A 13,099-nucleotide genomic window follows, 5' to 3' on the forward strand; every position below is an offset into this window, starting at 1 on the left:
GCTTATTTTTATTACCCATAAACCAATCTGCGAGGTATTATTTTTTATCCCACCACACCCGGCCATACACATCAGCGGGACCACTGCCCCAGTCCGGATCAGATGACATGTGTTGCAAAGCAGCCTGGACATTATCATAATTGGGTGCGCCCGAAATCACATTATTAAACACAGCTCTTCTGGGAATCTCAAGATATTGTCCACCACTTAACAGGGGTTCGCGGACAAGATCTGTTGTTGTATCCGGATAACCCGTTCTTTTCCAGAGTGCCCAGGCTTCATTAAATTGTTTGAAATAATTGATGAATTCCTGTACACAAATTTGTTTAATGCCTTTTGCAGGATTATATTGAATGGTGGGATTACTTAAATAATTATTAATAGCCTGCTGGGTTACAGCAACACTGTTGTAGTTGAAAATCTTAGCCATAGATGCCAGATGGTCGTACATTTCGATAGAAGCCTTAATGCCTTCATAATACCATTGTGCAGGATCTTCTGTAGTCAGGCCTCGTGCTGCCAATTCGGCTCTCATCAGGCAAACATCCGGATAGGTGAGAATTACAAAAGGCGTATTGCCCTGGCCCACATTGCCATTCTGATCAGGATATTCAGCCTGGAATAACCGGTATTGAATCAGCGAAAGAGTATCCAGCAAAACATTGTTGCCACCCTGTTTGAGAGTATCCCGGAAAATCAGTCGCCTGCCCAGCGGAGTTTTAACAGCATCAGGGCTGCAAAACATACCTACATACTGGCGAGGATTCCAGCTGGAGTCAGGACTGATTTTCCCCTGCTGTTGCAAAGCAACAAAAGTGAGTGAATCATAATCGTTTTTCTGGAAGAATAAACCTATTCTTGGATCAGATGTATTCCACATAAAATCAACCATAGGCTTGGGTGCTACAAAGCCGGTTGGATCCCAATTTCCGCCAGGTCCTGTAGATCCGTTTCTGGCGTAAAATATCCAGTTATCATCGTTGCTGCTCATCAAATCACCACTTGCAATTACTTCATTTGCTATGGAAGCCAGCTTGTTTGGATCGCGTTTCATGAGGCGCATAGCAATTTTTAATCGTAAACTTGTTCCGGCTTTTATCCATTTGTTTACATCACCATAATAAAACAAATCATAATTACCATAGGTTGCTTGTTGGGCGCTGCTTCCGGATTTCAGCATACTTACCGCCTGCTTTAACTCACTATCCCATATACCAAAGAGCGAATCCTGATAATCGTATTTCGGTTGATCCGTACCACCGTAACGCAACTGAAATGCTTCTGTATATGGGATATCGCCGTTGATATCTGAAACATACCAGGCATAATACACATTCAGAATCTGTGCGATGGCCAGCTCATTCTGATATTTTGCCTTGTCGGCATCTGACATGGTATTGATTTTATGGATGATATCGGCAAGATAATTTCCGACACTTCCATAGTATATCCCATAACGATAATTAAAGTTGGCTCCCACTTCATTGAAAGCTGCTGGATTTCCGCCATTGTTTACCCATAATTCCATCCATGGGTTTACATCCCTATACACATCATAATATTGCTGGAAATCAGCCCCAGGGCCATTGGTAGCGCCCAGGCATGCACGGGCAAATAAGGATTCTGTGGATACTGATACTACATCTTCGGGATTGGTATTGATGCTGTTAAAATTCTTTGTGCATGATGAAAAAATCAATCCAGCACAAAGCAAACCAAGCATGAAATAAGAAGAATTGTTTAGCGATTTCATACCAAATATTTTTAATTAGGATTTAATCATGTTTAAACATTGTTTCATCAAAGGCCTGCTTGAATGGTAAAGCCAAAGTTTCGAACAAAAGGAAGTCCGCCATATTCAAACGCGTTGCCGGCATTGCTGTTATACATTCCTTCCGGGTTAATATGAGCAGGCAATTTGTTGATCAGATATCCCAGATTGCGACCCACCAGCATCACCCGGAGGCTATTCAGCTTGAGTTTATTGGTTATGTAGGAAGGAAGTTGATAACCAATGGATATTTCGCGCAAAGCCAGCCAATCGTTTTTAGCGAGGCCGGTGGTACGAATACCGGCAGCCCAGCTGCCCAGGCTATAGTAATAATACAACGCACTGATTGGCTGAATCCATCCTTTATCTACCACCTCCTGATAGCTCATGCCGGTAACATCATGTTGATTGCCTTGCGGATCGGTAACTTTACTACCCTGTTGGAAGACACCATCGGGGATAATTCCATCGTAGTAAATACCTGTTACATTTCCAGCAGCATCAAAAGTTTTTCTTTCTAAACCTCCATGTGCTTTGTCCCTTCCAAAGAGTGTGGTCTTCCAGTTACCAAAAGCATATCCGTAATCATACGTAGCAGAAACAATATTTCCACCCACACGTCCATCCAGCGCAATGTGTAGGTTGAAGTTTTTATACGTGAAATCATTCATAAATCCATAATAAAACTTGGGTTGTGATGTACCAATTTTCACATAACCCTGTCCCTGATAATCGTTTGTTCTTCTGAAGCGTGCGGCCGGATTTCCTAAATAATCGTTTGTGGGATACAATACCTTTTTGCCATTATTCGGATCTGCAACAGGATTTCCTTTATCATCGAGAGCCTGATATTTGGCATAATCATATTTGGTATAAATTGTACCATACTCCTGTCCGGGAATAGCTACAGACTCCACATCCACACCCTGCCCATATTCAAGTACATACAAATTGACACCTGGAGCAAGAGAAATGATTTTGTTCTCATTGTGGGTATAATTCACACTCAAGCTCCAGGAGAAGTTTCTGGTTTCAACAGGTCTTGCGGTGATCAACAATTCCACTCCTGCATTCTGAATGTTGCCGGCATTGATAGTACGATTGGATACACCGGTTTCCTGAGCCACCTGAAGTGACAGCACCTGATTTCTTGTATTGTCTTTGTAATAACTCACATCAAAACCCAGTCTGTTCTGCAGGAATTGCATATTCAGACCTACTTCAACAGCGGTCATGATTTCGGGTTTGATATTCAGGTTGCCCAGGTTATTGCCGTTAAATTCGTAGATGGGAATATTATTTCCTTGATAATCCTGATAGTTTTGTGAAAAATGATAAGTAAGTCCGGTTGAACTAAAGTAAGGATCAATATCTCGCCCCACCTGGGCATACGATGCTCTTAGCTTCCCGAACGTGATATATTGCGGCAAATGGAAGGTTTGTGAAAAAATCCATGATCCGCTGACAGACGGGTACAGATAACTGTTATTGCCATGCCCGTCGGGATAGGTTAATGCAGACGACCAATCGTTGCGCGCTGTTAGATCAATATACAATTGTGATTTCCAGCCCAGGGTTAGGAAAGCATAAGCAGAATTTAATTTATAGTTGGAATAAGCTTCAGAAGATTGAGGTCTGTTTACCGAATTGGAAAGGGTAAATTTACCCGGGATAATCAAACCTCCATCTGTTCTGGAATCGAGTGCCTGCGATTTATCGCTATAAGTTTCTGTACCCAAAATCAGATCAGCATCCCAGTCTTTGAAAGCCCGGTGCAATTCAGCCTGTGCTACCAGGCGATAATTATCATGTGTGCCCTTGCTGATTTCATAATATCCGCCCGAGAAATTGGCATCCTGTCCGAGTTGTTTATTGGTATAAGTAGTATAGAAGTTATTCGCGTATCCATTCAGATGAAAGTCGAGCCAGGGAGTGGCATGCACAGTCATTTCCAGTGATGAACGAAGATTATCTTCTTTCTGTTCTGCATTGTTTTTGTACAGATTAAACCAATATCCTGTCAGGCCGTAATAATTATCATCCACTTTATTTCTGCCACCATTGACAGAATCTATGAAATGGGTTTTGTAATAATTGATATCATAGGTGCGGGGAACAGCATATGACAACATAAACAGAAGATTATCATTTCCGCCATCACGTGCAGGATTCAATGCATCACTTCGCACGAAGTTCACATTGGCATTGATATCTACAATTTTACCTAACTTCTGGGTTGCATTCAAATTGATATTGTTGCGTGTGAATGTATTTCCGTAAGCAATGCCTTGATTATGCTGATTGGAAAAAGACAACCGAAAAGTAGTTTGCTCGTTTCCACCATCAATGGCAACATTGGTATTCACGAATCGGCCAGTCTGATAAGCATCTTTAGGGTTATTCGGTGAAAACTTCTGGAGATGGCCATCCATATCTTCTACGGTTTGTCCGTTCATTTTCGGACCGAAACTCCAGTAACCCCAGCTGGGATCGATTTGCGGGCGGTTGGTGTTGGGATCTGTGACAAATGAATCCAATCCGAAAGTCCATCCTCCACCAAATTCATTCTGATAATCCGGGAACTTAAATACCTGGCTCCATTGTTCGGTATGCGAAACAGTTACGCCAATCTTTTTATCTGATCTGCCCTTTTTGGTAGTAATGAGAATAACGCCATGGGTAGCTCTCGATCCCCATTGGGCTGAAGCGGCCGCTCCTTTCAAGATGCTGATGGATGCAATATCATCGGGATTAATGTCTTTCAACTGATTACCAAAATCCTGTGAACTTCCCCATTGGCCTGCGCCGGTAGGTTGATCATCCACAATTACCCCATCCACCACGACCAAGGGCTGGTTATTGGGATCCAATGAAGTATTGCCGCGGATAATGATGCGGTTGCTAGATGTGGGCCCGCCTGTTCCGGTATTGATGAATACACCTGCCACCTTCCCCTGCAGAGCCGTTGTTGGATCTACCACATTAGCCCGCCGCACATCTTCTCCTGAGACCTGGGTCACTGCATAACCCAGCTTCTTTTCTTCCCTTTTCACACCCAAACCGGTTACTACTACCTCATTCAAGCCTCTTGCAGTAGTTGATAAAACCACGCGAATATTTCGGGTATTATCCTGCACGGGCAACTTCTGCTGCTGATATCCCAAACTGGTAATCAGGAGCGTATCGCCTGGTTTTACGTTCAGAATAAAGTTTCCGTTTTCATCGGTAGTAGTGCCGCGGTTGGTTCCTGAAATGCGCACACTGGCATACGGTACAGGGTTATTGTTTTCACCGATTACAACCCCGCTTACCTGTTGCTGCGCAAAGGTTGCAAGGTGTAAGCCAGCGATGCATACCATCAAGAGTAAACATGCTTTTGTTTGCATAATCATCCTTTTAAAATGGTGAAAAATGGATATAAACTTTTACATAAATTTTAGATCAGTTCCATTCAAACAGATTTTCCATCACCAGGTTAGCCGCGCCAATCAATGAGGCTTCAAAACCTAACTTTGAAACAGCTATCTCTGTGTTTTCCAGCAATCGGGGAATACAATATTTATTCAGTGCATGTTGAACAGGTGCCAGCAAAATTTTACCTGCCTTGGCTCCCCGACCGCTGAGAACTATCAATTCCGGATTCATGATATGAATGAGAATGGCTATGCCCTTGCCCAACTTATAGCCGACGTCCGACAATAATTCTATCGCATATTCATCTCCGTTGTTTGCGGCTTCCAGCACAGCATCAACGGCGTGCATATTGGCCTTGAACAACGTGGAAAGCTGAGAAACTTTTCCCTGCCGGATTTCTTCTTTGGCTTTTTCAGCCAGCAGCAGCAAAGAAGTCTCTGTTTCGAGACAACCCCGTTTGCCACATTCACACAATATTTTGTTTTCCGATATAGGTATATGGCTGAATTCACCCGCATACCCCGTGTGTCCGCGAAACAAGGTACCGTTTACAATCATACCAAGCCCCGTTCCCCAGCCAATATTGATTACCATAACGTGCTTGCGGTTTTTGGCCATCCCAAAGCGCAATTCGGCAAGGGCAATCAGACTGGAATCGTTATCAATCAGCACTGGCAACTGCAGTTGCTTTTGCAGATATGCCCTTAAGCTTTCGCCATTGGGTGTGGGTAGAAACGTATAATTCACCCCTTTTTGAATATGCACGAATCCGGGCATGCCAATACCTACACCCAGAATTTTGGAAACATTCACACTTGAAGCATGCAGATGCTTATGAATAGCCTGGACGAGGATATCAGTGGCCTGTTCATTGTCGTGCAGGGGCAAAGCAAGGGTTTCGAGCTGCGTGATGGGCCGGTGTAGCCAGTCCAATACCTGAATCCTTGTAAACAACTGATCCATGGCCACGGCCACAATATATTGTGCTTCCGGAACCAGGCTGTACAGCAAAGGTTTTCTTCCGCCTGTCGACGGGGCATAACCTGTACTGCAAACCCAGCCGCGCTTCATCAACTGATTCAGGGCATGCATGACCATGGGTACACTTTTTTCGATGCGTTCACTTAAGGCTGAACATGATAATTCCCGGTCGGTATATAAATATTGTATCACTTGCTTTTCTATTCCGCTGCGCACTCGATGGGTTTCTTTTGAAAAAGCTGTTTCCACTTTATTAAAGATTATAAAGATTTGTTCTTATTAAAATTTTTTTGACGTAAACTTAATAAAATATTTTAAAAACAAGAAAAAAATTCTAAAATTTTTTATTTATGTCCCAGAAGCCAAGTTTCTCATCAATTCATGCAGGCTCCCTAATTTTATCCATTGAAACTTCCGTATCGGCTTATGACAGATGCAACTGCTCCATCCCAAGCGTCATTTAGCAAGGACAATATTTTTGGACTTCCTTTCGACGAACAATCAGCCCAGCTGATTATTTTGCCTGTACCCTGGGAAGTCACGCTGCCACATCATCCGGGTACAGCGCGCAGCCCTGAACACATCCTGAAAGCCAGCAAGCGTGTGCACGTAAACCTGATTGATGAATATGAAGGCTGGAAACGTGGCATTGCCATGCAGGCCATAGATAAACATTTGCTGATGCGCAGCGATTACCTTCGCAAGGAGGCTGAGCTCTACCTCAATTTCCTCATGGACGGCGGCAACCTGGCAGAAAACAGCTTTATGCAAAAAACCCTGCAGGATGTAAACAAAGGATGTGAAGAAATGAATACCTGGGTTTATGACCAAACCCAAAGCCTTCTGCAAAAAGGCAAAAACGTGGTGTTGCTGGGCGGTGACCACAGCACAGCCTGGGGATACATCAAGGCTTTGAGCGAACAACAGGGACCGTTCGGTATTTTGCAGATAGATGCCCATTGTGACCTGCGGGAAACCTACGTGGGCTTTACGCATTCACACGGCAGTGTGATGCGGAAGGTGCTTGACCATGTGCCCAATGTGACACGGCTGGTTCAGGTGGGCGCGCGTGATTTTATTGAAGAGGAATGGCTGTTTCTATGCGAACAACCGCGGCGTATCACCACTTTCTTTAACAAACAGCTGATGGAGATGCAATACCGGGGTCAAACCTGGGAAAGCATTTGCGAACAGATCATTGCGCCGTTGCCTGAAAAAGTGTATCTCAGCTTCGATATTGACGGACTCGACCCCAGTGTCTGTCCACACACAGCACGGCCCGTGCCGGGCGGCCTTCAGGCTGAACAGGTATTTTTCCTCCTGAAAAAACTTATCCAATCGGGACGACAGTTGATTGGTTTCGACCTGACTGAAATCGGCTACGGACAGGAAGAATGGGATGCGCGTGCCGGTGCCCATATTTTGTTCCGATTATGTAATTTACTTCTTTCCAATCTCTACCCATCCACCTGATCGTTATGCTACGATTGCGTATCCATCCTCCCTGGCTGCCACGGCTAATCAACCGCATCCTCATGCATCATTTGATCTGGGGATGTTATTTTTTCTTTGATGTGCTGGCTTTTTTGCTATTCAAACCCCTGCATCTTTCGGGTTGGATAATACTTGCCTTACCATTGATGATGCTGCATTTTTACACAGCGGGTCGTATTTACAACCAATGGAGAAACAAACAGTTGTTTCCTTTTGCCAGGTACCGATTCACGAGTATTTTGTCAGCATTTGCATTGATTGTTTTATTTTTTGTATGGAAATTTTACACGCCTTATGCGTTGATAGGCTGGATTCATTTGTTTTCAGCCATCATTGCAATAGCAAACGGCTGGCTGGAATGGAAGGCGCTTCATCAGGATGAATTGATATTTACCGATGAAACAATCCAAATTCCCGATCAATGGAAATCAATCAAGATCCCATGGGAAAAAATTGCATCCGCCGTTGTAAAAGATGATGTCCTGACCCTGCAGCTGACGGATGAGAGGTGGTGGCAATGGGAAATCGGGCCTGGCCAGGATGCGGCTATAGCAGAACTGATGCAGGTGTTGCGTGCTCATCTCCCTAAAACTCCAGATAACCATACTTCCTTTTCAAAATCCTAAATCCAAATCATTAAAAATGATGATGCTTTCCGAACTTTGTGTGAACGGATTTCCGGGAGGAAAAGACAGCCATGCTACACCACAGTCCTTACTTGCTATATGCTGACGAACAAGGAAATGTTTTTGAAGATACCAGTCTTTATGCGGTAGGGCGCAGTGGCTGGGAAGCCTTGCCTGTTCCGCATGATGAATGGATTGAACTGCCTGATGGAGGAAGTTTATACCATCTTCCGGGCAGGCGCGCCATAGGCATAGACGTGCACACCGGTGAAATGCGATTATGCATGAAAGGATGGGCTGTAGCTGCTTTTCTGCCTCCTGCCCATACAGGGTTTTACCTGGCTGCTTATGAAACTGAACCTCAGGCGCCCCTCCTGCCGCTATTTTGCTATACAGCTGTTGGGTGGTGGAAAAATAAATTTTATGTACCCGCCGTGCGTATCGAACAGGATATTCGCCAGGAGTGCCGTGGTTTTGATCACCGCAAGGTAAAAGCCGGCGTACGCGAGAAATTGAAGATGTACCCCCATAACCGGCTGGTGAAGCATCTGGCCGAAAACTGTGCGCTTACTTATTTCTGTCCGGCCGCCCGCAATTATTTTCTCGGGCGCTGGGAATGCCCGATACCCGTGTCGCCGGCCTGCAATGCCAATTGTATCGGTTGTATTTCCTTTCAACCCGAAGAAGTATCTATTCCCTCCACACAAGACCGCCTTACCTTTAAACCCACACCCGAAGAAATTGCAGAGTACACCGTAGCGCACCTGAAAGAAGCGCCCTATCCCATTGTCAGCTTCGGACAGGGCTGTGAGGGCGAACCTTTGCTGATGTGGCGTACCATTCGCGATGCCATCCGGCTCATCCGAAACCAAACCGACCGGGGCTGCATCAACCTGAATACCAACGGCAGCAAGCCTGAAGCCGTGAAAGCCCTCTGCGAGGCCGGCCTGGATAGCATTCGGATAAGCATGAACTCAGCGCGTAAGGATATTTATCATGCCTACTATCGGCCACGGAACTATTCATTCGAGGATGTGGTCAAAAGCCTGATTACCGTGAAAGAAGCCGGTGGCTGGGCTTCCATCAACTATTTTGTTTTCCCGGGCATGACCGATCAGCCCGAAGAATTTGAAGCCCTGTGTAAGCTCATTGAAACAACGAAATTGGATATGATTCAATGGCGCAATTTTAATATAGATCCAGACTGGTATCTGAAAGAAATTGGTGTCAATGACACCACATCGGCTATGGGCATGAAAAAGCTTCTCAAAAAAGTACATGCTCATTTTCCCGATTTAAAATTTGGATATTACAATCCACCAATGGAACGCATCAAAGGAAATTTTGAGACAGATTTTGCTCATGCATGATCATTCAACTGTGGCTTTGTCTTTTTGTTTGTATCAGTTTTAAAATGCATTTCTTTACCCAAACTGATATTCTTAAAAAATCCCGGATTTTGCAGTAAATCAGCTGAAATACATAAATTTGAAAAGATCAAAACTGGATGGTGGATCATTTTGAAAAACATAAAAATCTAAAAGCATTCATTGGCACCATACTCATACACGCAGCGGTATTGCTGTGTTGTGTTTTGATTGGTTTTTCTGTTCCCGCACCGCTTCCCAACCAGGATTTGGGGATGGAAGTAAACCTTGGTAACAGCCAGGAAGGCATGGGCGATGAACAACCTTTGCATCCCAATCCTCCGCAGGTTAGTGCCTCACCGGCAGCCCAGACGTCTTCTGCGCCGGCGGCAAAAGCTGCAGGTACAGCTCCCCATGACCTGCTTACCAGCGATGAGGAGTCAGCACCAGCCATTCCCCACACCCAAACAACCAGGCAATCAACTTTTCATCCTGATCTGAATGAGAAATCCGCCCGTCACCAAGCCAAACCTCAACAAACGCCTGTAGTTGCCCATCAAGCTCCTCCCCGCCCCAAAGCTGTTTACAGCGGTGGTACTACACACAATACATCAAGCGGTAACCAGTCTGATGTAGCCAACGCAGCGACCAACGAAGGACTCACCGGCAACCCCGGCGATGAGGGCGCCATCAACGGCAATCCCAATGCCAGCAACCATAGCGGACTGGTATCTGGCCTGGGAGGAAGTGGCATCAGCTATAACCTGCGCGGACGCAGCATTACCCAATATCCATCGCGCGAAGCCCAATTCAATGAGCCCGGAAAAGTACGGATGCAAATAGCCGTGGATCAGCAAGGCAACATTACCAGCTATCGCATTTTGAGTGCCGACAATACAACTCTCGCCCAGCTGGCCGAACGCAAAATCAAACAAATCCGTTTCAATCCCGATCCGAATGCCCCGGTAACCCAATTCGGAGAAATCACATTTGTATTCAAACTTCAGCAATAACTAAACATCTCCCCCTTCCTAACTTTGCATCTGATCCCAAACCATCCCGCGATGCAAACCTATGCCGAGGCCCTGGATTTCCTGATGGAGAAATTGCCCATGTTCTCCCGCATCGGCGAAGCTGCCTACAAAAAAGACCTAACCAATATCCGTAAGCTTTGTGAAGCTTTGCAGCATCCGGAAAAACAATTTCCATCCATTCATATTGCCGGAACCAATGGCAAAGGTTCCGTGAGCCACATGCTGGCAGCCATTTTTCAGCAGGCCGGCTATAAAACCGGATTATACACATCGCCTCACCTGATTGATTTCAGGGAACGCATCCGTATCAACGGAGCAATGATTCCCGAAGAAGCAGTTTTGGAGTTTGTCCGAAAAACCCAATCGCTTACCGAAGCCATTGGCCCCTCGTTTTTTGAACTTACGGTAGCCATGGCGTTCGAGTATTTTGCCAGCCAACGGGTGGACATAGCCATCGTGGAAACTGGACTGGGCGGGCGATTGGATAGCACCAATATTCTCATGCCTGAACTGAGTGTTATCACCAATATCAGTTTTGATCATCAGCATTTATTGGGGAATACCCTACCGGCTATAGCAGGCGAAAAAGCTGGCATCATCAAACCATCCGTTCCGGTGGTCATTGGCGAATATCACCCGGAAACTTTTCCTGTGTTTACGGAAAAAGCCCGTGCCTGCAACAGCTCCCTGTATCTGGCATCTGCACACTGGCAGATTAAGGCGGGAAATGCTCATCATCCCTGGACGTTGAAATCATTGACCGATAACCGGGAATGGTATAGCCATCCGGATTTAACCGGCATTTACCAACAAAAAAATATTGCTACTGTACTCACCGCAATTGACGTGTTTCTCGCACATACAGCCGGGCGTTACCGGCCGATTACATCAGACCATATTCTCACCGCTCTTTCGCAGGTAAAGCAATTGACAGGATTAAGAGGGCGATGGGATGTGGTAAAAACACAACCGCTTGTGGTTGTGGATGTAGCCCATAATGAAGCAGGCATAGTCGAAGTCATGCAACAAACAGCCATGCAGCATTTCCGCCAGCTGCATATTATCACCGGATTCGTAAAAGATAAAGATGTGGCCGCTGCATTAAAGCAATTTCCTTCGCATGCCCGCTACTACTTTACCCAGGCGCAGCTGCCCCGCGCACTGGAGGTCGGAGCCCTGGCTCAGCTTGCCCAAAACTATGATCTGCAGGGAAATGTGTACGCAACCGTAAGTGAAGCCTGTACGGCAGCCCTGCAGCAGGCAAATTCCGAAGATATGGTACTGATATGCGGTAGCGTGTTTGTGGCTGGTGAAGCTTTACAAGCTTTGCAACAACTGATCACAGCCTGAATGGCATCATATTTGAACCAAATTGGCGTTTATCTGAGAAACAAACTGGATCATTTTTCCAAATTTGATTAAAACTGCTTTCGTGATAAGCATTGCCGATGTTCGCTATCGGGTTCGCCTGCTTAGTTATGGATTGTGTGCCTGGGGAATGGTTTGGATCATGGGCTGCCGGAAAGCTCCCATACAGCCGCTTACTCAGGCTACATCCGGGTTGTATATCCCGGAAACACAACCTCCCGTACAGACGGCCGTGTATGAGTCAATCAACGCCAATATTGGCGGATTTTACCTGGCCCTGCCGGCCCGGTATGATTCCACTCCATACCGGTATCCCTTGTTGATATTCTGCCACGGAATCGGAGAACTGGGCGATGGCTCACCCCAAAACCTGCCGATTGTATTGCGCAATGGCCCTCCCAAGCTGATCAGCCAGAAAAAATTCCCGCCCGATTTTGAAGTGGGTGGGCAACATTTTGCTTTTATTGTTTTATCACCCCAATTCAAACAATGGCCTTCACCAGGCGATATCCAGGCCATTATCCATTTTGCAAAAAGCCATTACCGGATTGATACTACCCGGATATACCTGACAGGATTAAGCATGGGCGGCGGCATTACGTGGGACTATGCCTCAGCCAGTACAGCCTACGCCCTACAGCTGGCTGCTATTTTACCCATTGCCGGAGCCGCCTGGCCCAGCCAGCAGAAAGCCGATACCATGGCCAAAGCCCATCTGCCCGTATGGGCCCTGCACAATCAAAATGATCCCACCGTTCCCTCGTATTATTCCATTGACTTCGTCAATTACCTCAACAATGCCCGTTGTACACCGACTCCGCGGCTGACTCTATTTCCCGTTTCAGGCCATGATGCCTGGACAAAAGCCTATGATCCGAATTATCAAGAAAACGGGTTGAATGTATATCAGTGGATGCTCCAATACCATCGGTGAACCTAATGGCTTTTCATTTTGTGAGGATTTGTTTGCTTTACAGGCTTTTGTGGGATATTTGCCTGCAGAACATGAGCATGCCTGAAAAGCAACGAGTCATTAACATGTAC

At 45.7% G+C, this 13,099-nt stretch carries 9 protein-coding genes; 6 read left to right on the top strand and 3 right to left on the bottom strand.

Annotated elements, in window-relative coordinates; translation table 11 throughout:
- Nucleotides 1–37 precede the first annotated feature (37 nt).
- The 3 genes from BM367_RS01745 to BM367_RS01755 form a co-directional block, all read right to left on the bottom strand.
- A complete protein-coding gene (locus BM367_RS01745; protein WP_092456858.1) occupies nucleotides 38–1,753 on the bottom strand; it encodes a SusD/RagB family nutrient-binding outer membrane lipoprotein in 1,716 nt (571 codons plus the stop codon).
- A 47-nt stretch (nucleotides 1,754–1,800) separates the two neighbouring features.
- Complete coding sequence (locus BM367_RS01750) at nucleotides 1,801–5,130, bottom strand: SusC/RagA family TonB-linked outer membrane protein (RefSeq protein WP_245759980.1); 3,330 nt, start codon at nucleotides 5,128–5,130, stop codon at nucleotides 1,801–1,803.
- 82 nt (nucleotides 5,131–5,212) lie between these two features.
- A complete protein-coding gene (locus BM367_RS01755) occupies nucleotides 5,213–6,415 on the bottom strand; it encodes an ROK family protein (RefSeq protein ID WP_245759868.1) in 1,203 nt (400 codons plus the stop codon).
- Nucleotides 6,416–6,592: 177 nt separating this feature from the next.
- On the opposite strand from BM367_RS01755, the gene BM367_RS01760 reads away from it, so the two are divergent.
- From BM367_RS01760 to BM367_RS01785, 6 genes are all read left to right on the top strand, one after another.
- Nucleotides 6,593–7,639: an arginase family protein gene (locus BM367_RS01760; protein WP_092456864.1), complete on the top strand. Its 1,047-nt coding sequence runs from the start codon at nucleotides 6,593–6,595 to the stop codon at nucleotides 7,637–7,639.
- Between the two features lie 5 nt (nucleotides 7,640–7,644).
- Nucleotides 7,645–8,286, top strand: a complete 642-nt coding sequence (locus BM367_RS01765; RefSeq protein ID WP_143103923.1) for a hypothetical protein — start codon at nucleotides 7,645–7,647, stop codon at nucleotides 8,284–8,286.
- A 71-nt stretch (nucleotides 8,287–8,357) separates the two neighbouring features.
- Nucleotides 8,358–9,656: a radical SAM family protein gene (locus BM367_RS01770; protein ID WP_092456870.1), complete on the top strand. Its 1,299-nt coding sequence runs from the start codon at nucleotides 8,358–8,360 to the stop codon at nucleotides 9,654–9,656.
- Between the two features lie 137 nt (nucleotides 9,657–9,793).
- A complete protein-coding gene (locus tag BM367_RS01775) occupies nucleotides 9,794–10,666 on the top strand; it encodes a TonB family protein (RefSeq protein WP_092456873.1) in 873 nt (290 codons plus the stop codon).
- Nucleotides 10,667–10,717: 51 nt separating this feature from the next.
- On the top strand, nucleotides 10,718–12,037 hold the full coding sequence (locus BM367_RS01780; RefSeq protein ID WP_245759869.1) for a bifunctional folylpolyglutamate synthase/dihydrofolate synthase: 1,320 nt from the start codon (nucleotides 10,718–10,720) through the stop codon (nucleotides 12,035–12,037).
- Nucleotides 12,038–12,119: 82 nt separating this feature from the next.
- The gene (locus tag BM367_RS01785) at nucleotides 12,120–12,989 is read left to right on the top strand and encodes a carboxylesterase family protein (RefSeq protein WP_143103924.1); all 870 of its coding nucleotides are present in this window, start codon (nucleotides 12,120–12,122) and stop codon (nucleotides 12,987–12,989) included.
- The last annotated feature ends 110 nt before the right edge of the window (nucleotides 12,990–13,099 follow it).

This window comes from Thermoflavifilum thermophilum, from assembly GCF_900116565.1.
Taxonomy (GTDB): domain Bacteria; phylum Bacteroidota; class Bacteroidia; order Chitinophagales; family Chitinophagaceae; genus Thermoflavifilum; species Thermoflavifilum thermophilum.

Bases quoted from the DNA above. Each gene is read 5' to 3' on its own strand.
- BM367_RS01780 (WP_245759869.1), top strand. From the start codon at position 10,718: ATGCAAACCTATGCCGAGGCCCTGGATTTCCTGATGGAGAAATTGCCC.
- BM367_RS01765 (WP_143103923.1), top strand. From the start codon at position 7,645: ATGCTACGATTGCGTATCCATCCTCCCTGGCTGCCACGGCTAATCAAC.
- BM367_RS01770 (WP_092456870.1), top strand. From the start codon at position 8,358: ATGCTACACCACAGTCCTTACTTGCTATATGCTGACGAACAAGGAAAT.
- BM367_RS01745 (WP_092456858.1), bottom strand. From the start codon at position 1,753: ATGAAATCGCTAAACAATTCTTCTTATTTCATGCTTGGTTTGCTTTGT.
- BM367_RS01750 (WP_245759980.1), bottom strand. From the start codon at position 5,130: ATGGTATGCATCGCTGGCTTACACCTTGCAACCTTTGCGCAGCAACAG.
- BM367_RS01775 (WP_092456873.1), top strand. From the start codon at position 9,794: ATGGTGGATCATTTTGAAAAACATAAAAATCTAAAAGCATTCATTGGC.
- BM367_RS01760 (WP_092456864.1), top strand. From the start codon at position 6,593: ATGACAGATGCAACTGCTCCATCCCAAGCGTCATTTAGCAAGGACAAT.